Annotated in this window: 16 protein-coding genes and 3 pseudogenes; 12 read left to right on the top strand and 7 right to left on the bottom strand. The window is 69.8% G+C overall.

Features of this window, described 5'->3' with window-relative positions; all coding sequences use genetic code 11:
- The first annotated feature begins 304 nt into the window (after window positions 1-304).
- Window positions 305-985: a snapalysin gene (gene snpA / locus IE226_RS39080; protein WP_190086279.1), complete on the top strand. Its 681-nt coding sequence runs from the start codon at window positions 305-307 to the stop codon at window positions 983-985.
- 245 nt (window positions 986-1,230) lie between these two features.
- On the opposite strand, the pseudogene IE226_RS39075 reads toward snpA, so the two are convergent.
- Window positions 1,231-2,361: pseudogene (locus tag IE226_RS39075) on the bottom strand (pectate lyase family protein); the annotation flags it as partial.
- A gap of 450 nt (window positions 2,362-2,811) precedes the next feature.
- Here IE226_RS39075 and IE226_RS39070 point away from each other — a divergent pair.
- Window positions 2,812-3,009 (top strand): annotated as a pseudogene (locus tag IE226_RS39070) (relaxase/mobilization nuclease domain-containing protein); the annotation flags it as partial.
- A 370-nt stretch (window positions 3,010-3,379) separates the two neighbouring features.
- On the top strand, window positions 3,380-3,748 hold the full coding sequence (locus IE226_RS39065; protein ID WP_190086277.1) for a hypothetical protein: 369 nt from the start codon (window positions 3,380-3,382) through the stop codon (window positions 3,746-3,748).
- Window positions 3,749-4,121: 373 nt separating this feature from the next.
- Here IE226_RS39065 and IE226_RS39060 read toward each other — a convergent pair whose 3' ends face one another.
- From IE226_RS39060 to IE226_RS39045, 4 genes are all read right to left on the bottom strand, one after another.
- Window positions 4,122-4,667, bottom strand: a complete 546-nt coding sequence (locus IE226_RS39060; protein WP_190086276.1) for an HAD domain-containing protein — start codon at window positions 4,665-4,667, stop codon at window positions 4,122-4,124.
- Window positions 4,668-4,698: 31 nt separating this feature from the next.
- Window positions 4,699-5,391: a class I SAM-dependent methyltransferase gene (locus tag IE226_RS39055; protein ID WP_190086275.1), complete on the bottom strand. Its 693-nt coding sequence runs from the start codon at window positions 5,389-5,391 to the stop codon at window positions 4,699-4,701.
- A 1-nt stretch (window position 5,392) separates the two neighbouring features.
- Complete coding sequence (locus IE226_RS39050; RefSeq protein ID WP_190086274.1) at window positions 5,393-6,304, bottom strand: phosphotransferase family protein; 912 nt, start codon at window positions 6,302-6,304, stop codon at window positions 5,393-5,395.
- Between the two features lie 78 nt (window positions 6,305-6,382).
- A complete protein-coding gene (locus IE226_RS39045; RefSeq protein WP_190086273.1) occupies window positions 6,383-7,132 on the bottom strand; it encodes a hypothetical protein in 750 nt (249 codons plus the stop codon).
- A 223-nt stretch (window positions 7,133-7,355) separates the two neighbouring features.
- Between IE226_RS39045 and IE226_RS39040 the strand changes: the two genes are divergently transcribed.
- The 3 genes from IE226_RS39040 to IE226_RS39030 all read left to right on the top strand — a co-directional run bounded on the left by IE226_RS39040 (window position 7,356) and on the right by IE226_RS39030 (window position 10,103).
- Window positions 7,356-8,711: an NsdA family TPR-like regulatory protein gene (locus IE226_RS39040; RefSeq protein ID WP_190086272.1), complete on the top strand. Its 1,356-nt coding sequence runs from the start codon at window positions 7,356-7,358 to the stop codon at window positions 8,709-8,711.
- 1 nt (window position 8,712) lies between these two features.
- Window positions 8,713-9,243: an NUDIX domain-containing protein gene (locus IE226_RS39035; protein ID WP_190086271.1), complete on the top strand. Its 531-nt coding sequence runs from the start codon at window positions 8,713-8,715 to the stop codon at window positions 9,241-9,243.
- 317 nt (window positions 9,244-9,560) lie between these two features.
- Complete coding sequence (locus IE226_RS39030; RefSeq protein WP_229871843.1) at window positions 9,561-10,103, top strand: DUF2690 domain-containing protein; 543 nt, start codon at window positions 9,561-9,563, stop codon at window positions 10,101-10,103.
- Window positions 10,104-10,306: 203 nt separating this feature from the next.
- On the opposite strand, the gene pcaD is transcribed toward IE226_RS39030, so the two are convergent.
- Window positions 10,307-11,113, bottom strand: coding sequence for a 3-oxoadipate enol-lactonase (gene pcaD, locus IE226_RS39025; RefSeq protein WP_190086270.1), 807 nt, complete (start codon window positions 11,111-11,113; stop codon window positions 10,307-10,309).
- A 106-nt stretch (window positions 11,114-11,219) separates the two neighbouring features.
- On the opposite strand from pcaD, the gene IE226_RS44460 reads away from it, so the two are divergent.
- From IE226_RS44460 to IE226_RS39015, 3 genes and pseudogenes are all read left to right on the top strand, one after another.
- On the top strand, window positions 11,220-11,603 hold the full coding sequence (locus IE226_RS44460; protein ID WP_229871842.1) for a LysR family transcriptional regulator: 384 nt from the start codon (window positions 11,220-11,222) through the stop codon (window positions 11,601-11,603).
- A 24-nt stretch (window positions 11,604-11,627) separates the two neighbouring features.
- Window positions 11,628-12,167, top strand: a pseudogene (locus IE226_RS44455) (substrate-binding domain-containing protein); the annotation flags it as partial.
- Window positions 12,168-12,375: 208 nt separating this feature from the next.
- Window positions 12,376-13,740, top strand: a complete 1,365-nt coding sequence (locus IE226_RS39015; RefSeq protein ID WP_190086269.1) for a serine hydrolase domain-containing protein — start codon at window positions 12,376-12,378, stop codon at window positions 13,738-13,740.
- Window positions 13,741-13,759: 19 nt separating this feature from the next.
- Here the strand turns inward: IE226_RS39015 and IE226_RS39010 are convergent, their stop codons facing one another.
- Window positions 13,760-14,233, bottom strand: coding sequence for a nitroreductase family deazaflavin-dependent oxidoreductase (locus IE226_RS39010; RefSeq protein WP_190086268.1), 474 nt, complete (start codon window positions 14,231-14,233; stop codon window positions 13,760-13,762).
- Between the two features lie 211 nt (window positions 14,234-14,444).
- On the opposite strand from IE226_RS39010, the gene IE226_RS39005 reads away from it, so the two are divergent.
- The 3 genes from IE226_RS39005 to IE226_RS38995 all read left to right on the top strand — a co-directional run bounded on the left by IE226_RS39005 (window position 14,445) and on the right by IE226_RS38995 (window position 20,379).
- Window positions 14,445-15,431 carry a hypothetical protein gene (locus IE226_RS39005; protein WP_190086267.1) on the top strand — a complete coding sequence of 329 codons (987 nt, stop codon included), beginning with the start codon at window positions 14,445-14,447 and terminating at the stop codon, window positions 15,429-15,431.
- 152 nt (window positions 15,432-15,583) lie between these two features.
- Window positions 15,584-17,440, top strand: a complete 1,857-nt coding sequence (locus IE226_RS39000) for an HSP90 family protein (RefSeq protein WP_190086266.1) — start codon at window positions 15,584-15,586, stop codon at window positions 17,438-17,440.
- A 2-nt stretch (window positions 17,441-17,442) separates the two neighbouring features.
- Window positions 17,443-20,379, top strand: a complete 2,937-nt coding sequence (locus IE226_RS38995) for a hypothetical protein (protein WP_190086265.1) — start codon at window positions 17,443-17,445, stop codon at window positions 20,377-20,379.
- The last annotated feature ends 199 nt before the right edge of the window (window positions 20,380-20,578 follow it).

The following is a 20,578-nucleotide window of genomic DNA, read 5'->3' as shown; positions in this document are numbered from 1 at the left end:
GTTCCCACAAGTCATCAGGCACAAGTTCAGCAGCCACCCAACCAATCCTGCCGAGACAACACTCAACTGCCAAGCCCCACAACGAACGTCATTCTGAAACGGTCAGTTACTACGCATATGAGTTGATGCTCTGCTGCTATCGCCGAATGGTATCGGTACGAACGAGCCCAGCCTTCCCGATACTCGTCCCGACCGGGAGCTGCACACCCAGATCCCGGTCCCGGGCTCCGGGCACTCTTGTGTCCCGGAGTTCCCGGCCGCCCGGCCAACCCGGCCACCGGACATCCGGAAGGGACACACCCCCATGAACAGATCCCGCACCAGACTTCACGCCGTTCTCGGTGCCGCCGCTCTCATCGGCTCGCTCGCCGTCGCCCCCTCGGCGTTCGCGGCGCCCGCGGCCGGCGCGGCCGAGCCCGCCTCCACGAACGCCACGTCGGCGTACGCGGGCTCCGCCGAGAACGCGGCCGCCAACCGGGCATTCTTCGACGCTGTCATGAAGTCGGCGCTGAAGAAGCAGGCGGCGCAGCCGGGCATACAGCTCGTCACCGTCCGGTACCGCACGACGCGGGCGCCGAGCTTCCGCAGCCAGATAGCGCGGAGCACGCAGATATGGAACTCCTCCGTCAGTAACGTGAAGCTCCAGGAGACCAGCTCCACCGCCGACTTCGAGTACCGCGAGGGCAACGACTCGCGTGGCTCGTACGCCTCCACCGACGGGCGCGGCCACGGTTACATCTTCCTGGACTACCGGCAGAACCAGCAGTACAACTCGACGCGGGTGACGGCCCACGAGACGGGCCACGTGCTCGGTCTGCCCGATCACTACTCGGGCCCGTGCAGCGAGCTGATGTCCGGTGGCGGCCCCGGCACGTCGTGCACCAACGCCTACCCGAACGCGCAGGAGCGGCAGCGGGTCAACAGCCTCTGGGCCAGCGGGATCGCCACCTTGAAGGACAAGGGTGAGCTGACGAAGGTCCGCTGACCCCCGCACGTCATCGCCGGGCGGACGGTCGTCCACCGCTCACGGCCTTCGTGCCGAGCCGGCCGCGTGCGGCGCACTCTTCTCCTGCGGGGGTACCGACACCCGGGAGGAGAGGTTGCGCCGCCGCGGCCGGTGGAGATCCGCGGTCTATCCGTGCAGCGGCCGGAGCGGGGTCACCGGACTATCCCGTCCGGGCGCCTTGTGCCGTGCGCCGCGAGAAGCGATGACCGCGGTTGCCGCGTTCAGCAGGTGCCGTCCGACACCGCGAGGCCCGTGCCCGCTCCCGCCGTTCTGGCCACGATGTTCGGCACGCAGGCGGCTTTGTCGAGGGAGTGGGCGTAGGGGATGCTCACCGTGGTGTTTGACGTCGGGTTGGGGCCCGCCGGGTTGTATTCGTCGTCGGCGGGGGACCAGGTCACCGAGTCGAAGGTGTTGCCGCTGACCTGCCAGTAGCCGGCCGCGTCGGTGTAGAAGGTGCCGAGGACGTCCTTGGAGTTCTTGAAGTAGTTGTTGTCCACCCTGGCCTTGGCTCCGGCCCGGGAGTTGATGCCGGACTCGTTGAGGCCGGTGTAGTAGTTGTTGTAGATGTGGGCGGTTCCGCCGCGGAGCAGGGGCGTGCGGGAGTCGATGTTCTCGTACTTGTTGTGGTCGTAGGTGATGTAGCTGTTGGAGACGTCGCTCTCGCTGGAGCCGACGAGGCCGCCACGCCCGGAGTTGCGCAGGATGCTGTACGACAGCGTCACGTACTGGGTGTTGTTCTTCATGTCGAAGAGGCCGTCGTAGCCCTCGGACTCCCCGCCGGACGCCTCCAGGGTCGTGTGGTCGACCCAGACGTTGCGCACGTCGCTCTCCATGCCGATGGCGTCGCCGCCGTTGGAGGTGGGGGAGCCGGACTTCTTGACGTTCTTGACGGTCACGTTCCGGATGATGATGTTGCTGGAATCGCGGATGTGGATGCCCAGTTGATCGAAGACGGCGCCACTGCCGACGCCGATGATCGTGACGTTGCTGATCTGCTTGAGTTCGATCACGCCGGCCGCGGTGTTGCAGCTGTCGCCCGACACCTTCGTGGTGTTGGAGTGCTTGATCGTCCCCTCCACCTCGATGGTGATCGGGGTGTCGTCGGCGGCGCGGGTGCACAGGGCCGTGTGGATCGCGGTGCCCGTCGTGGCCCGCACCGTCTTGCCGCCCGCGCCGCCGGTGGTCCCGCCGTTCTGCGTCGCGTAGCCGGTGGCGCTACCGGCAGCGGCCGTGGCCGCGGCCGGGGTGGTGGGTTGCGCCGACGCCCGGGGCAGCGTCAGTGCGGTACCACTCGCGGCGGTGACGGCCAGCGCGGCCAGCGTGACCTGCAGTCTTCCTGAACGTGCTCGGCTCATGGTCGGCTCCCTGTTCATCGTCGGATCCCGGGCGTCCTTGTCCCGTGTGCCGTAGTCGTCGCGGTGGCGCCGGGGGTTGCCGCCTGGGCGCGGGTAATCGAGGATCCCCGGGAGGGCGGGCGGCGGCACCGCGACCTGGCGGGTGTGGCGGTTCAGCGGTCCGACGGCCAGGCAGATCGCCGTCGAGGACGTCTTTGCCTTCGAGGATCTGCACCTCAAGCCTTCGAGGACCTGCACCTCAAGTCGTCCCTGTCGTTGGACAAGAAGGACTATCCGACCGGCGAGGAGATACAGCTGGCCGTGGAGGCGGCGGTCAGCGCCACCACCGCAGCCAAGCACCACTTCCACCGCCTGCGGCGCAGCGCACGCCACCACCTCGGCTTTGTCGCCGCCCGCATCCAGCCGTTCCTGCTGGCGCTGTGTGTTCCCGGCTTCGGCTGGGCGGCAGCCCAGCGGGAACTCGACAGCGCCGAGCGCCCCGCCGAGGTCCTCAACTGGCTCATCACGGCTCAGCCGAATCGGCGAGCACAAGCGGCTCGCAAGCGAAGTACGGTCAGCGGCACGTCTTTCGTCACCGCCACGGCAAACCCGCCAGCCACACCGGTGGCCGATCGCTCCCAGCCGCAATCCCTGCAAAGGGGACGGTGACGCGGAGGCTGGCAAGCCCGCTTAAGGAGCGTGCCTCGCTCGATATCGAGCGGAGGCACGGACACCTTCCCAGTCACCGATCCGTTTTGTGTACACAGACTTTGCCCGGATCGTGCACCATGGTCTTGGCTCGACCGCACCTCTGGGAGCCGTCATCTACCTGCGACCTTCCCGTCAGATCGGCTACCCTACGTGCTACGGGTGGGACTAGGGGTGATGAGGCTGGCGGGAGCATTGCCCTTTCCTGTTACGAGGACCTGCCCGTCAAACATGAGACAGGGCTCTACCCACCCCTGCAATATCGCAGCTGGAACCTCAACCCCAGAGCCAGGACGACCTCGCCGCCGGGGGACTGACGCCGGGAACACGGGTGTACCCCAGCGATATCAGCCAATTCAACGGGATCGACTTCACATCTCCCTTCACTGAGGCTGAGGGTGAAGTGGTCCTGCGTGTGCCGGAGGATGTGGTGAAACACGCCTTCGCCGGACTGATCGGCGAGTCGTACGTTCCGAAGGACTGGGGTGGCGAGCGCTCCGACCTCTACACATCACGAGTGTTCGTCCGCGGGCGCCAGGTTTCGGCCGCCTGGCTGTTCAAGGGGCCCGGCCACCCGCGCGCCATGGACGTCAAGGCCCTGGGCAAGAACGGGACCAAATCGATCGACTGTTCACCGAGCCCGCGGAGCTACTCGTTCTGCAGCACTGTCATCAGATCAAGCCGAGCGTGGTTGGCATGATGGACGCTTACGCCCACGACGCCCGACGCCCGCGCTCCTACATGACCATCGACGGGGCTGACACCGGACGCATCCTGAGGTCGCTGGGCATGCTCGCAGCAATCCCAGCAAGTCTGCCTCAGCAGCACCAGCGAGCGGGAGCCCCAAGGCAGGGTGAGCTCTTTCACCGCGACCACTTGATTGAGTGACGAGCTCGATACCCGCAACGCACAAGGCTCCCGTGCCGTTGGCGGTGATCTCGAAGCCTCAACCAACAAGCTCAGGCGTCATGTCGGTCCGTATTCACTCGACCTTCCGCACGTCTTGGTCGAGTGGGGCACTATGCGCATCAGGCTGCTGCCCTCGCTGCTCGTGGCAGTGAGGGCAGCAGTCGTCAGGCGGCGTGGGCTGCGGGCAACTGCGAGGCCCACGTCGTGACCTCGGTCAGGTGCTCGGGCTGCAGCCCGAGGTGCGGCTCGGGCTGAATGAGGATGGTCGCCGTTCCCTTCGCAGTGCGCTCCACCGCCCATTCATGGTCGAGACTGGTGAAGTCGTCGTCGATCCAGACGGCGGGGCTGTCGCCCAGCCAGGCGTCGACGTGGTCGCGCTTCCACAGGTAGCCGTTGGGGTGGCTGGTGGTGATCTGCGGACGTGGGAGATCGATATACGGCAGCGTCGGGAGGCCCAGGAGGGGCCCGATGAGGGTGGTGGCGTCCTGGCGCCAGCTCGTGCACCAGACCGGGGTGACCAAGCCGGTGCGGACGACGTCCAGGAGCAGACGGCCGTGGTCGGGGTTGAGCCAGACCGTGACCGGGTTGTCGGCGCTGCGGCCGGCGGGGACGACCTCGTGGCGAGCGTGTGTAGCTGGGGTGGTCCCGTCCGCGTCGGGGAAGGGTATGAGGACACCGTCGACGTCGAGGAGCAGGTAGGGCGGGCGCATCGGTCCTCCAGAGGCCGGGCGAAGGCGGCTGTCAGAGCTTGCGGGCGCGGATCAGCAGGGTGGTGGGCCAGTGGCCCATGCGGGGGTCGTGGAACTTCTGGGCCGAGGTGAGCCAGAAGCCAGCCTGGCTGAGGTGCTTCTCCCACCGGTCCGTGGAGAACTCCCAGCGGGCGATGGGGAGCCGGGTGCGGTCGGGCAGGGTGACGAAGTCGCGGCGGGGCCGGTCGTCGCCGGAGGGGCTGCGGCCGCCGCGCTGTGGGTGCGGGACGGAGAAGGCGAGCACCCGGCCGGGCGTGAGGCGCTGGGCGACAGCCGGGAGCAGGAGCTCGGGGGCGACGAGGCCGACGGCGCCGAAGACGGAGTAGACCGCGTCGAACTGCTCGTCGGAGGCTTGCAGGTAGTGCAGGGCGTGGCCGGCTACGAAGGTGAGGTTGTTCAGCCGTCCGTAGTGGGAGCGGGCGCGGCGGACCTGGAGGCCGACCAGGTCGACGCCGGTGACGTGGGCGCCGTGGCGGGTGGCGAGGTGGGCGGCGTTGTGGCCGGGGCCGCAGCCCAGTTCCAGGAGCCGCTTGGCGCGCAGGTCGGGGCCGAGGATCTCTGCTCCGGGGCCATGGCCGGGTTTCGTGGTCCATTCCATCCGGGCGGGTACGGAGAGGGCTTCGGCGAGTCCGGCGGCGGTGCGTTGGAGGGCGTGGGCGTGCCATGGGGATGCCCGGGCGAGCACGTCAGATCTCCAGGAGGTGGAGGACGTCGGTGAGGTGGCGGCGGACAGCCTTGATATAGGCGGGGTCGGTGGCCGGGTCGTCGATCCAGCGGACGGACTGCTCCATGAACCACTCGACGGCCCACATGCGGTGCCAGCCCAGGGCCCAGTTCTCGGCGGTGACCCCGCCACGCGGGGCTAGGGCGTCGGGGGTGCCGCCGGCGGTGACGTACTGCTCCAGGAAGACGCGCAGGCGCACGGGGTGCGGCGGATCGATGGTGCCGTGCCAGCTGGCGAGGTCGAGCAGGCCGGGGCCGGTGAAGGCGCGGGCAAAGTCGAGCAGCCGCCAGCCGCGCTCGCCGATGTGGAGGCTGGTGGGATGGAACTCGGAGTGCACCCAGCCGAACGGCTCCAGTGTCGCTCCGGCCGAGCGGGCCTCGGCGGCCTGGGCGATACGGCCGAGCGCGTCCTCGACGTCGTCGGCGTCCTGCCACCGGTCGGCCTTGCGCAGCCGTTCGAGATGCTCCGTCGCCCGGACCGGCAGCGTCCGCAGCCGCTCCTGGTCGAGGACGGGCAAGGGCGGAGCGGTACGGGTGCCGTGCAGGATCACGGCCGCGGCGACGCCGTCGAGGTCGTCGGCCTCGCGGACGGACGGTCCGAGGTCCTCCATGAAGATGCCGAGCCAGCCGTTCAGGACGGCGGAGGCGTGGACCTGGGGGACGGGAACCCCGAGGGTGTGGGCAAGGCGGAGGGCCTGGTCCTCGCTGTCGAACGGCTTCCTGGCGTACTTGAAGATGGCGGTGGCACCGTCGTGGAAGGTCACGCGCTCGACGCCGGACATGGACCACACGCGTACCTCCTCCCGTACGGCGGTGGTCTGGCCGGTCATGGTGAGCAGGTTGTCGAGGAGTTCGGCGCTGGGGTTCGTGGTCACGAGAGGGCTCCGGGGGGACGGTGGCGTCCGGGGCGGGCGAGAGGTGCCGGCCCGCCCCGGAGCCTGATCGGGTGGGGGTTACGCGGCGGGGTTCACGCGGTGGGCGTAGATCTGCTCGATCCAGCCCTGCTTGAACGCGGCGAGGTCGTCGCGGAAGTTCGCCATCGAGGCACCGTAGGGCGCGACCACGCCGCCGGACTGGTCCGGCACGGACTGGCAGCCGTGCACGAGCCGGCCGCCGAGCGCGGCGTGGGCCTTGATGGACTCGATCCGGCGGTGCTCGTTGAACCAGCCGCCGTGGTAGACCTCGTCGAGCATCCCGCCCATCTCGTCGTCCAGGTCGAAGACGACGGACGTGGCGGCAGGGAAGAACCAGCACGGGCCGACGTTGGAGATGTGCCCGTCCAGCCCGACCTTGTTGAGCGCCATGAGCGTGGCCGCCTCGCGGAGCATCCGCAGGTGGTCGGCGGTGATCTGCGGCAGGCCGAGGCTAGCCAGGTGCTCGTCGCGGAAGAGGTACGCGTACACCTCGTACGCGGTGGCCACGACGCGGGCGGGGTCGGAGGTGGACTCGCTGTGCTGCTTGATGAAGTCGAGCGCGAGCTGCTCGACCGCGCTCTCGGTCGTCTCGTCGACGTCCAGGAGCTGGGCCTTGACCAGCTCCCAGTCGGCGACGAGCCAGGTGTTGGACTCGAAGCGGAAGAAGTGCTGGGCCGGGTCGATGGTGATGCGCCGGCCGTCGACCTGGATGCCGGGCAGGCGGCTCCAGCGCGGGTCGAACGCCGCGGGCAGCTCGACCGTGATGGCCGTGGTGTCGATGGTGGTCACCGTGTCTCCGTCTCTGATTGGCCGGATTCGGGCACAGGAATGCTCGAGCCTGGTGTGTGCGTACGGAACTTCGGGGTGCCGCCCGGACCAAGGTGGAGCCTGGATCACGGTCGCACCATTCCGGGCGGCTGCTGATAAGTGAACCGGTGGTCACGCTCAGTGGGTACGGTGGAAGGCAGTTGAAGCGGTATACGCGGTTTACAGCTCCAGGGCGGAGGCGATCGTGGCAGCCCAGAGAGACCCCAACTCCCGTTTGCGTGACGTCATCGCTGCGGTCGACTGCACCTACGAGGGCCTCGCCAGAGACGTGCGGTGCATTGCGTCCGAGAACGGCGAGATCCTCCAGACCAACAAGTCGGCCATCTCGCACTGGGTGAACGGCACCCGTGCCCCGTCGGGCCGGGTAGGCCAGTACCTGGCCGAGGCGTTGTCCCGTAGAGCGGGGCGTACGGTCACCCGTACCGAGATCGGCCTGCCCGTCGGTGATGCCGAGGAGCCGGCGGAATCCGACCCCGTCCTCGCCGTCGCCGACCTGGGCCGCGCCGACGTCGAGCGCCGCCGCTTCCTCGCCATCGCGGCCTTCACCACCGCCGGCGTCGCCATGCCGCTCGGATACGACCACGAAGCCACCGCGCGCATGCTCCGCGCTCGCACCGGCACGTCCTTGGTCGGTGCGGGGGACGTGGACGTCGTACGCCAGATCACCGCGGCCTTCAGCGCCGCCGACGAGCGCCTCGGCGGTGGGCACGGCCTGACCACCGTCACTGCGTACCTCGCCGACACAGCCGCCCCCATGCTGCGCGGACGCTTTCCCAGCGAAGCGTTACGCCGGGCCGCCTTCGGTGCCGTCGCTGAACTCGCCTACCTCGCAGGGTGGAAGCACCACGACCTCGGCCAGGAAGGCGCCGCCCAGCGCTACTACCAGGTCGGCTACAGGCTCGCCTGCGAAGCCGACCCCCACGGCCACGCCGCCTGGATGATGCGCGCCCTCGCCCACCAGGCCCTCAGCCTCAAACAGCCCCACCACTGCGTCGACCTCGTCGAAGGCGCCCTCCGCACGGGTCTCGGACATGTCGACGGCCAGACCGAGGCTCTCCTCCACATCACCCACGCCCGCGCCTACGCCGCCACCGACGAGAACCCGTCGGCCGCACGCGCCCTGCTCGCCGCCGAGGACGCCCTCCTACGGGACGACGGCCCCCAGCCCAGCTACTCCCACGTGAGCGGCCCCGCCGCCGGCACCGTGGCCAGCCACACCGCCCGCACCTTGACCGATCTCGCCGACCACATCGGCACCGAACAGCAGCACCGCGACGCCCTCACCCGCTGGGACCCCGAGAAGTACAAGCGCGTCCACGCCCTCACCCACGCCGACCTCGGCGACAGCCTCGCCGTACAGGCCCGCGCCGACGAAGCCGTCGCCGCCTGGACCCAGGCCCTCGCCCTCATGGAGGGCATGACCTCCGACCGCACCCGCAAGGCGATCACCTCGATCCGTTCCACCCTCGCGCTCTACCAGCGGCGCAAGGTGCCCGGCGCCGCCGATCTCGCCCGCCGCGCCCGCGAAGCCCTCGCCTAACATGCCCAACAACCCGCCCGACGAAGGGAACACCGTGACCCAGCGGACCGACGACCAGCCGAAGGCCCTCAAGCCGGCGCTCGAATCGATGACCCTGCTGGTCGCCGCCGTCATCGTCCACGACAAGGCCACCAACCGAGTCGTCCTCCTCCAGCGCAGCGAGAACGCCAAGTTCGCCCAGGGAATGTGGGACCTCCCGGTCGGCAAGAGCGAGCCGGGCGAGCCCATCACCGAAACCGCGGTCCGCGAGCTCTATGAGGAGACCGGCCTCACGGTGAAGCCCGAGTCCCTCAAGGTCGCCCACATCATCCACGGCGCCTGGGGCGTCGAAGCCCCCAACGGTTTCCTCACGGTCGTCTTCGCCGCCCACGAATGGACCGGCGAACCCGAAAACCGCGAACCCCGCAAGCACTCCCAGGTCCGCTGGGTCAATGCCAACGCCATCCCCGAGACATTCGTGGAAACCACCTCAAGCGCCCTCCACCGCTACCTCGCGGGAGGCCCAGACGTCTCCGTGGATGGCTGGCAATAGAAAGGTGCAGCGCCCAGATTTGGACCCTTTCACTTCTATGCGTCCGCGGCCGCTCTAGCCATATCTTCGGAGCTCCGGCAGTACTGCCACAGCTGAGACCTCCGTCGTATGCTTTGCGGGTGACACTGCCAAATTGCGGACCCTCCCCTATCTCGATTAACACCATGCGGGCAACTTTCGCCGTGCGCTGGTCCCCTGGCACGTCACCCGGAGAGCATATTTCCGCATCAGTAGGAAGCGCTCTGGGCGGGGAACCGGTCGCCGCTCGTGTAGTCCTGCAAGTCATCAGGCCCGCAAATGCAAACCATGAAACCGTGATGCTTTCCCATGTGGCGGAGATGGTCACCGGCAGCGGACCAATGCACCCATTGATTGCCGATCTGGCGACTGGCAGTTGGGACGAGCCACTTTGCCTCGCCACAGTCATGTGCGAGCTCCCAAGGGTCGCAGACGTAATTTGGGATTCTGCCGATGGCGAGCCCTTCACCGTCAGCTACTCTGGGCTCAGCCGGATGGCCGCCACCCCGGCATCGGCCGCCGCAAGCTGTCACGGCTCATCGTGCAATGGCCTCACTCCCGCCGCCACGACCTGTCAGAACGATGCCAGGACGGTCAGGGTGGGCACAGGGCCGATCAAAGCGATGGAGCTGCGTTACAGCCCGTCCTGTCGCGCGGCCTGGGGCCGGTTCCGCCTGAACGCGCCCGCCGGATCGAAGATCGTCATCAAGAACACCCGGGGGAACCAGTACACCACCCGGGGCAGCGGTCAGTTCTACGGCGTCATGGTCAACGACAAGGACATCAAAGCTTGGGCCTGCGGCTACTGGAGCGGCCAGACTGACTGCACGGAGTCGTACTGACCACGCCGTAGAGGACGGGACGCCGCACGGAACAAAGCGTGGATTCGCCGCCCTTTGCGATGCCGGCGCGCGGCGCAAGTAGTGCTGCCGCCGGCCATCTGCCGGGCTCAACTTCCCTACGTCGGGACACGGTCGCTGTCCTGACCGGCTCACCCCGGCCAGACAGCCCCGCCGGGAGACGTACGGCGGCGGAGAAGCTGTCCTCAGGTCTGTTCGGTGAGGAAGGACACCACGGCGTCCAAGAACTGTGCCTGTCCTTCGATGTTGGCCATGTGCACCGTGGGCAGGACGGTGAACCGGGCGCCGGGGACGGTCGCGGCCAGTTCCTTTCCGTGGGCGGCGGAGGTGACGGTGTCGTGCTCGCCCGCGATGACCAGTGTCGGGTTGGGGATGAGCGTGACCGTGCGGCGCAGGTCGTAGTCGCGCACCGCGGCCCAACTACCGGCCACGCCCTCGCGCCGCGTGGCGAGCAGCGTGCGGCGGAAGCCCTCGACAACTTCGTTGTCACCCTGCAGCATGCGGGCCGGGAACCAGTTGTGCAGGAAGTTCTCCGCGGTGGCCCGCATGTCGGGGGCTTCCAGCAGATCGGCGATCGGGCGGTCCCACTGCCCGGGCGGGCCGAGGTAGGCGGCGGTGTTGGAAAGCACCAGACGGTCGACGCGCTGCGGAACGTGGATCCCCAGCCACTGCGCGACGATGCCGCCCAGGGACAGGCCCAGCACGTGCACCCGCTCCAGGCCCAGGGCATCGAGCAGTTCGACCACGTCGCGCCCCAGCCGGTCCAGGGAATACGGGCCGTCCGGGACATCGGAGGCGCCGTGGCCGCGCGCGTCGTAGCGCAGCAGCCGGAAGTGCTCGCTCAGCGCCGGCACCTGGCCGTCCCACATGTGCAGGTCGGTACCGATGGAGTTCGAGAGCAGCAGCACCGGCTTGTGCTCGTCGCCGTCGAAACGGTAGGCGATGCGAACGCCGTCACCGGTGGTGATGGCAGTACGAACGTGAGAAGTCATGTCAGCTCCAGTGATCGGGCGGCAGCGGCTATGCGCTCAGCCTAGGAACACCGACCGGCGGAGTGCTATTACAAAGATCGGACGAGCCTTGTAGGTTGGCTGGACAATGACGGACTTCACGCTTCACGAATTGCAGTGCTTCAACGCCGTGGTGCTGGACGGAGGCTTCCAAGCGGCCGCCGAGCGGCTGCACCGCTCGCACCCTTCGGTGTTCGCGGCGGTCGCCAAACTGGAGCGCCAGCTGGGCCTGGAGCTCCTTGACCGCTCGGGCTACCGGGTGCGGCTCACCGAGGCGGGGCACGCCTTCCACCGCAAGGTGCGCTTCCTGCTGCACGAGGCCGAGGAACTGCAGACCTACGCCGCGCAGCTGGCGATGGGCGAAGAGGCCGAACTGCGCGTGGTGCTGGGGGATTTGTGCCCGCTCCCGCCGGTACTTGAGCTGCTCGGTGCTTTCTTCGCGCAGTGCCCGCAGACCCGGCTGCACCTGTAGTTCGAGACGGTCACCGGTCCCTGGGAGCGGCTGCTGGAGGACGAGACCGACCTGATCGTGCACCGCGTTCCCAAAAGCGACGTGCGGATGGAGTGGATCGATCTCGGCCGCGTTGCCCTGGTGCCCGTCGTGGCGCCCGGTTTCCTGCCCTTCCCCCCGGACACCGACATCACACCGCAGCGGATGCAGGCCTTCACCCAATGCGTGGTCCGGGACTCGGCGCGGCATCCGTCCGAACAAGGCCACTTCCTGGTCGACGGCGCGCCCCAGAGCTCCGTTCCGGATCACCTCATGAAGAAGGAACTGATCTTGCACGGCATGGCGTGGGGACACGTGCCACGGTTCATGATCGAGAGCGAGTTGCGTGACGGACGGCTGCTTTCCATCGCCGGACGGCACTTTCCCGGCGTGGTCGAGGAACTCTCGGCAGCGCGCCGGCGTGATCGGCCGCACGGACCGGTCGCCGACCAGTTGTGGAACTTCCTGACCCGCCACGCACCGCTCCTGCGCCCCGCGCTGGGCCGCGTGCCCAAGGCGAAGAAAGCGCCGGGCCACGGCAGTTGAGGGGGTTTGGCGACAGCGGTGCGGGCGCTGGACGGGGGCGTGCCCCGCGCCGAGTCCGGGCCGCTTGCACACGCCTTCGCGGGTTCGAACCTGACAAACGTCATGTCTTCCTGTGAACAGGGTCGTTCCAAGGGTGGAGGGATGGACGGTGTGGCGCACCGAGGATGGAGTCGTCCGCCGCGCCCACCTGATCAGACGGGACCCTCCCATGCCCCATACCCACCCGAGTCTTCGCCCCGACCGCCGCAGAGTGCGCCTGGCCACCGTGGCGTCGACGGTCCTGCTGTCTCTCGCCGTCGGTGTGCTTCCGGCCGGGGCCGCCGCCCCGCCATCGCACTCCGTCCCGGCCGCCGCATCCACCGTCTCCGGCACGTCCGACCTCGACCGGAAGGCGCTGCGCGCCTCGCTCGATGCGTTCCACCAGGCAGGGATGTACGGGGCCTATACATCGGTCAGGGACGGGTCCGAGCGGTGGCGGGGCGCGACAGGCGTCGCCGACATCGGCACCGGGCGGCCGATGCGCCCCGACTACGAACACCGGATCGGTAGCATCACCAAGACCTTCACCTCGGTGGCCGTCCTCCAGCAAGTGGCCAAGGGACGCATCGACCTGGACGCTCCGGTCGGCGACTACCTACCCGAACTGGTGCCGGGCGAGCGGGGCCGAAAGGTGACGGTGCGGATGCTGCTCAACCACACGAGCGGCATCGCGGACTACATACTGCCGGCCTTCCCCAAGCTGCTGACGGACCCGCAAGGCGCCCTGGACGAGGGCCGGTTCCGGGAGCTGGCGCCCGAGCAGCTGGTCCGCCTGGGCCTGGAGGCCGAGCCGCAGGCCCCGCGCGGCACATACGCGTACGCGAACACCAACTACATCATCGCCGGACTGCTGCTGAAGAAGGTCACGGGCCAGGAGCCGGAGTCGTACATAACCGAGCATGTCATCCGCAAGGCCGGACTGCGGCACACGTACTTCCCGCGCTCGGCCCGCATCCGAGGGCCGCACGCCAAGATGTACGAGTCGCTCTACGGCGCCATCGAACCGGCACGCGACTACAGCGTCTACAACATGTCCTGGGCCGGGACCGCCGGAGCGATGGTCTCCACGATGAACGACCTCAACGACTTCTACCGCCAGCTCCTGGGCGGGAAGCTGATCGGCGCGGCGGAGCTGCGGGAGATGAAGACGACGGTTCCCGCGTACGAGCCGGAGGAGGGGCAGGAGGCGGCGATGCGCTACGGCCTGGGCCTGTACACCCTCAAGATGCCCGACGGCGGCTGGTACTGGGGCCACGACGGCGGCGTGTTCGGGGCGGGGACCTGGGCACTGTCCACGCAGGACGGGCGCCGCCAGGCCGCGATCGGCTACAACCTCATGAAGTACGAGCGGTACGCCGAGGACGGCACGCCGCTGCCGGACCCGATCGGCCAAGCGCTGTTCGCCTACATGAGCGGAGCGCTGAGCGGCACCCCTGCCGAGCGGGCCCCCGGCACGGCGCCTGTGCCTGTGCCTGTGCCTCTGCCTCTGCCTGTGCCCCAGCGTCTGATCGCCCCGGAGCAGCTGCGGCGCTAGGACGCCTGCCCCGCTGTGATCAATCGCCGGGACAGGACACCGGCCCAGCGCCGGGTACGGGTTCGAGCACGAAGACGGGGATCACGCGGTCAGTCTTCTCCTGGTACTCGGCGTACGGCGGATACGCGGCGACCGCGCGCTGCCACCACCGGGCCTTCTCGTCCCCGGCCAGCTCACGGGCCGTCATCTCCCGGCGTCGTGAGCCGTCCTGGAGCTCCACGTGCGGGTCGGACTTGAGGTTGAAGTACCAGACAGGATGATGCGGGAAGCCGCCCTTGGAGGCTACTGCGGCGTAGCTGCCCTCGTGCTCCACGCGCATCAGCGGGATCTTCCGGATCTTGCCGCTTTTCGCGCCGCGCATCGTGACAATGACAACGGGCAGGCCCGTGTCCCAGAGCGTCGTACCCTGCGTGCCGTTCGAACTCTCGTACAGCTCGACCTGTTCGCGAATCCACCGTGCTGGACTCGGCCCGTACTCGCCCTCGAGCGGCATCGCCTTCACCCCACCATCGCGCGCGGATTATGTGGCGCAGTTCAACACATGCGTCGCGCGGACGCGAGACCGCGAGAGACATCCCCGCATGCCCCCGCTGCGATGCTTGCTCTCCTGCCCGTGAAGCGCCTGTGAATACCCTGTGGAGTTCGTGTCGGTGCAGCCGCTTATGCTGCACCGGACGATCACGCGGACCAGGGGAGGGCGCGGCATGCTCGGCAGGCTGTTCGGCAGGGGCGAGGAGAGACCGGAGGCGGATCCGTACGCCCTTCCCGTCTCGCGCAGGCAGAAGAACGGGATGTATACGCTGCGGGCGCTCGGGGACGTGCGAGTGCTCGCGCTGGTGGAGGCGGCCGACGCCGGTGACTGGGAGGCGGTCAAGGCGGCGCTTGCGCCCTTCGATCTCGGCCGTGACCACCACGTCCTCGGTGAGCTTGCCGACTTGGACGGTGTGCAGGGGTGGATCGGCCGGGCCGTCAGGGAGGACAAGGAGCACCGGGCGACCGCCCTGCTGATATCCGGGGCACGGCACATCAGCTGGGGCTGGGAGGCGCGTACGTCCGCCCGCGCCGTGAATGTCTCGCAGGAGCAGTGGCGGGTGTTCCGCGAGCGGCTCAACATCGCCGAGGAGCAGCTGTTCGAGGCCGCTGAACTGCGGCCGGAATGGGTCACGCCGTGGCGTCGCCTGCTCACCTCCGGCCGCGGCATGTCGGTGGGTCACGCCATCAACGAGACCCGCCTGCACGCCGCTCTGCGCCGCGACCCGCTGGACCTGGAGACGCACGTGGAATGGCTGTCGCAGATGCAGCCCCGCTGGGGCGGCGAGCCGGGCCAGGCCCTGGCGTTCGCCCGTGACGCCTTCGCCCGCGCTCCGCAGGGGCACCGTCTCGGCTGTGTGCTCGCCATGGCGCACATCGAGGACTGGGTCGAGTCGGACAACGGGGCGTGCCTCGAAACCCCCGAGATCCGCGACGAGTTGCGTGATGCGGCCGACCGGACCATCCTTCACCCCGCCTATGTACGGCGCCCGGGCTGGCAGCGCGACTTCAACATGTTCGCCATGGCCCTCTCGCTGGCCGAAGAGCGCCATACGATCCGGCGCGTCTTCAAGTCGCTCGACGGTGCCTACACCAGCTGGCCGTGGAGTTTCCTCGCCGAGCCCGAGAAGCGGTTCGCCCGTCACCACCGGCACGCCTGAGCCCACACCGCGCGCCCCGGGTTGCCCGTCACCACCGGCACGCCTGAGCGCACACCGCGCTCCCCGGGCCGCCCGTCATCACCGCCACCGCCGGGGCACGCCTGCTCCCGGTCCGCCCGCCACACGTTCGCTCCTCCCACCCCGGACTGCCCATGACTCTGCCCCACACCGCCGCGACCCCGGCCGGCGCTGATCGCACCTTCCAGGTGGATCTGCGCGGTCTCGTCGATCTCCTCTCCCACCACCTCTACTCCAGCCCCCGTGTCTACCTGCGCGAACTCCTGCAGAACGCGGTGGACGCGCTGACCGCCCGGCACGGCCTCGCACCGGAGGCCCCCGCCGAGGCCTTCGGTATCCGCCTGTACGCAGACGGCGCGGTGGTGCGCGTCGAGGACGACGGCGTGGGACTCACCGAAGCCGACGTCCACGCCTTCCTCGCCACGATCGGCCGCAGCAGCAAACGCACCGAGCAACTCGTCGAGCAACGCGGCGACTTCATCGGCCAGTTCGGCATCGGCCTGCTCTCCTGCTTCCTGGTCGCCGACGAGATCCACGTCGTCAGCCGTTCCGCCCGCACTCCCGACGCCCCCGTCGTGGAATGGCGCGGTCGCGGCGACGGCAGTTACACCGTCCGCGCCCTGCCCGCCTCCGCCCGCCCCCGGCCCGGCACCACCGTCACGCTGACGCCGCGCGCCGACGCGGGCGAGTGGACGCGGCCGTCGCAGGTGCACGCGCTGGCCCGGCACTTCGGCTCCCTGCTGCGCCACCCGGTGACCTTCGACGACGGCACGGGCGGCTCACGCGGCCCCGGCGCCCGTATCAACGCGGAGCCCGCACCCTGGGCGCGTACGCACCCCACACCCGGGGCCCGTTCCCGCGCCCTTGCCGCCTACGGCGAGGAGGCCTTCGGGTTCACGCCGCTGGACACCATCGAGCTCGACCTGCCGGCCGTGGGCCTGAAGGGCATCGCGTGCGTGCTGCCCGAGGCGGTGCCGGCCGGGCGCCGCCACGGTCACCGAGTGCACGTCAAGGGCATGCTGCTGTCCGAGCAGGCCGAGGAGATCCTGCCCGAGTGGGCGTTCTTCGTGCGCTGCGTCGTCGACGCCGAGAGCCTGCGCCCGACCGCGTCCCGCGAGTCCCTGTACGAAGACGACACTCTCGCCGCCGTCCGCGAGGCCCTCGCCGAGCGGCTGCGCGCGTGGATCGCCCGGGCCGCCGCCAGCGACCCCGACCTGCTCGCCCGCTTCCTGCAAGCCCATCACCTGGCCGTGAAGTCGCTGGCGGTGCACGACGACGAGATCCTGCGGATGCTGCTGCCCTGGCTGCCGTTCGAGACCAGTGACGGGCACACCACCCTCGACGCATTCGCGCGTACCCACCGCACCGTGCTCGTGACGTCGAGCGTGGAGGAGTTCCGGCAGATCGCGGCGATCGCCTCGGCCGCCGGCCTGGGCGTCGTCAACGGCGGCTACACCTACGACCGTGAACTGGTCCACCGGCTGCCCGAGATCAGGCCCGAGGTCAGCGTCGCCGACCTCGACCCGGCCGTCCTCACCGCCCACCTGGACCCCGTCGACCGCGAGACGGAACTGGCCGCCGCGGCCTACCTCGCCCGGGCCCGCGACGCCCTCGCCGTCTTCGACTGCGACGTCGCGCTGCGCACCTTCCAGCCCGCCTCCGCCCCCGCCCTCCTCATCGACAGCCGCGAGGCCCGGCACGAGCGCACCCGCTCCCAGCTGGCCCGGGAGCAGGAGGGCGGCCTGTGGGGCGACATCCTCGGCGCCCTGCGCCAGGAGGCCCCGCGAGCCCAGCTGATCCTCAACCAACTCAACCCGCTGGTGCGCACCGCCGTCGCCATCGATGAGCCCGAGCTGGCCCGCACCAGCGCCGAAGCCCTCTACGGCCAGGCCGCGCTGCTGTCCCGGCGCCCGCTCAGGCCCGCCGAATCGAGCCTGATCAACCGCTCCTTCCTCGACCTTCTCGCCCACGCCCTGCGCAAGGACAGCTGACGATGCCGACCGCACCCCAGACCACCGACGCGCTCTACGAGGCGCTGCAGGAGAACGACCGGCGTCCCTACGGCCGCACCCGCACCCTCACGGCCGAGGAACTCGTCGACGCCGCCGAGCAGTTCGCGCAGCCCGTCCCGCTCGTCCACGCGCTGCTCGAACTCCAGGAGGCCTACACCTACGGCTCCGAGCCCCGTAAGTCGCCCGTCGTCTTCGCCCGCCTGATCACCCTCTTCGACGAGCAGCCCGACGTCTTCGACGAGCGCCTTCGCCACATGCTGTTCTGGCGGTTCAAATGGGTGGCGCACGCCCTGCGCGCCCTGCCCGAGGTACCGCTGTCCAGCCTGCACCAGTGGCTCACGGAGATGCGCGACCGATACGTGAAGGCAGACCTGGGCCTGCAGCCCTACTACGGACAGGCCTACCAGCTCGCCGCGCACCTCGGTCAGGACACGGACCTGGCCTACGAGCTGTGGGCGGGCCGCACCCGCACCCCGTTCAGCGACTGCGAGGCCTGCGAAACCTGCGAGCGCGCCCGCCACCACCTGGCGGCAGGCGACGACGAGCGGGCACTGCGCGCCTGGGAGCCCGTCCTCGCCGGCAAGGAGTCCTGCCAGGAGGAACCGGCCCGCTCCATCTCGTACGCCCTGTTGCCCCTGGTGCGCACCGGCCACACCGAGCGGGCCCGCGCACTGCACCTCGCCGGCTACCGCGGCTGCCGCCGCAACCCCTCGATGTCCGGCGAGGTCGGCAGGCACCTGGAGTTCTGCGCGCTGACCGGCAACGAGGCACGCGGTCTCGAACTGCTCGCCGAGAACCGGAACCTGTTCGAGGAGGTGGACTCGCCGCTGGACCTGTTCGACTTCCTCACCGGCGTGGAGGTCCTCCTCCAGCGCGTCGAAGTCCTCGGGCACGGTGATCTGCCCGCCGCCGGATACGCGGGACGTACCTGGACGGTGGCCGGCCTGCGCACCGAGGTGTGCCGCCGCGCCGAGGACCTCGCCACCCGCTTCGACGCCCGCAACGGAACCACGGCCCACACCGACCGCCGCAGAACCCGCCTCGACCGTGCCCCGCTCCTGGACGCGCTGGAACTGACCCTGCGCACCCGCGGCCTGGACGAGGTGGCCCCGGCCGCGCCGGCCGCAGCGCCCGTCGCCCCCGCGACCGAGCTCGTCCCCGAGTCGTTGTCCGAACTCATCCTCCGGGCACGGGCCCTGGACGAGCAGGGTCACCCGGACGAGGCGGACTGCTGGAAGCGGCTGCGCACGCTCGTCACCGCCCGCTCCTACACCCACCCCCGGGACCCGGCCGTGGGCCCGCTCGCCCAGTTGCGCGCGGACCTGCTGACCGACGAGGCCAACCGGGCCGCCCACAAGGACGAGTACGCCGACGCCGCCGCCCTGCACGAAGAGGCCGCGGGCCTGTACGAAGACGCCGGCGCACCGGGCCAGGCGGCCCTCGCCCGCGCCGGCGCCCTGCTCGCCGAAGCCGAAATCCCCGCACCGGAGGGCGACGGGGCCGAGGCGAAGACGAGCATGCTGCTGGCCGCCCACGCGACCATGGTCAGCCTGCACGAACAGACACCTGGCCTCGTCCCCTACCAGGAGGCCCGACTGCTGCGCATGCGGGCGACCGCGCTCGCCCTGCGCCTGCAGACATCGCGCAGCCCCGAGCACGTCGAGCCGGTCTTCGCCGAGATCAACCTGTTGCAGGCCTTCGCCACCCGGCACGACCTCGCCGCACAGCTCTCCGGCGCCCGGCTGCTGCGGGCCACCACCCACGCCCTCTCCGGCGCCCTGCTCGCCGCGGTCACCGAGGCCGACGCCCTCCTGGACCAGCTCAAGACGCACGGCCCCGCCTGGCACCTGCCCCGCACGCTCGCACTGCGCGGCCGACTCCAACTGGGCCTGCAAGACGCGCAAGGCGCGCACGCGGACCTGACCGAGGGCCTGCGCCTGGCGGCCGACTGGCCGGCCGAGGCGGTCGACGCCACCCGCCTCCACGGCGATCTGGCCGAAGCCTGCATGCGCCTTGACCGCCCCGACGAGGCGCTGCGGCACCTGACGCGATCGGCGGAGCTCGACCTTCGTCACGGCAACCGCGTCGACGCGTTCTGCACCTACAGCAACGCGGCTCAGCTCAGCCTCGATCTGGGACGCATCGAGGACTGCATCGCCCTGCTCGACTCCCTCCTGGCCGAACCGGACGTCGCCACCGGCGAGCTGGACGACCGCCTCGCGGCCCAACTGCGCCTGATCCGGGCCCGGGCGCTGCACGCCGGGGAGGACCTCAAGGCCGCCACGGTGGAGTTCGCCGCCCTCGCGGCCGAATCGGCCGGCTGGGACGACGACCCGGCCAGCCACGCCATGATCGCCGGCGAGACGGCCGTACTCCTCGGCGAATCCGGCGAGTTCGACCGGGCCCGCGAGGCCGCCGACCAAGCGCTCGCCGCCCACGCCAGAGCCCCTCGTTACGAACAGCTCAGCAACTGCCTGCGCGAACTCGCCCTGCTCCAGAGCCGCCAACAGGGCGCCGACGGCCTGGCCGGTGCCCTCACCTACCTCGCCGACGCCGGCCGGATCGCCGACGAGGCCCGCGCCGCCGGGTACGAGACCCACGGCCGCTCCCTGGACACCGCGCTGGCCTACGAATACGGGCGGGTCAACGCACACGCCGGTACGTATGAAGACGCCCTGGCAGCCCTGGAGAAGGCCCTGGCCCTGCTCGGCGAACCGGGAGCGGAGGACGCGCATCGCGCCGGTGAATGGGCCGAGTGCGTCCGTCTCGCGAGCGCCGTGGAGGGCATCTACCTCGAACGCCCCGCCCCCGCCCTCACCCGCCTCGAAGCGGCGATCTCCCGCCTGGTCACCCTGGGCCACACCGAGGACACCGAGCCGCTCACCTCTTTGGCCGCCCGGCTGCGCGACGAGGAGTAACGCGGCCGGCCGCGCCCGCCCCGATGGCAGTGGGGTGGGCGCGGCCGCCGTATGGCGAAGGGAGGGGGTTAGGCCGCGAGAGCCCAGAATGCCCGGTGGCTCGGCATGACGTCGGCGGCGGCGACTCGGTCTTCGCACTGCTCGCAGACGGCGGCATGCGCACAGGTCTGCGTTGGTGCCGCATCGGGCTGGGGCTTGC

The sequence above is a fragment of the Streptomyces longisporoflavus genome, assembly GCF_014649775.1.
Lineage (GTDB): Bacteria > Actinomycetota > Actinomycetes > Streptomycetales > Streptomycetaceae > Streptomyces > Streptomyces longisporoflavus.
This window is presented reverse-complemented; position numbering and strand designations above follow the sequence as displayed.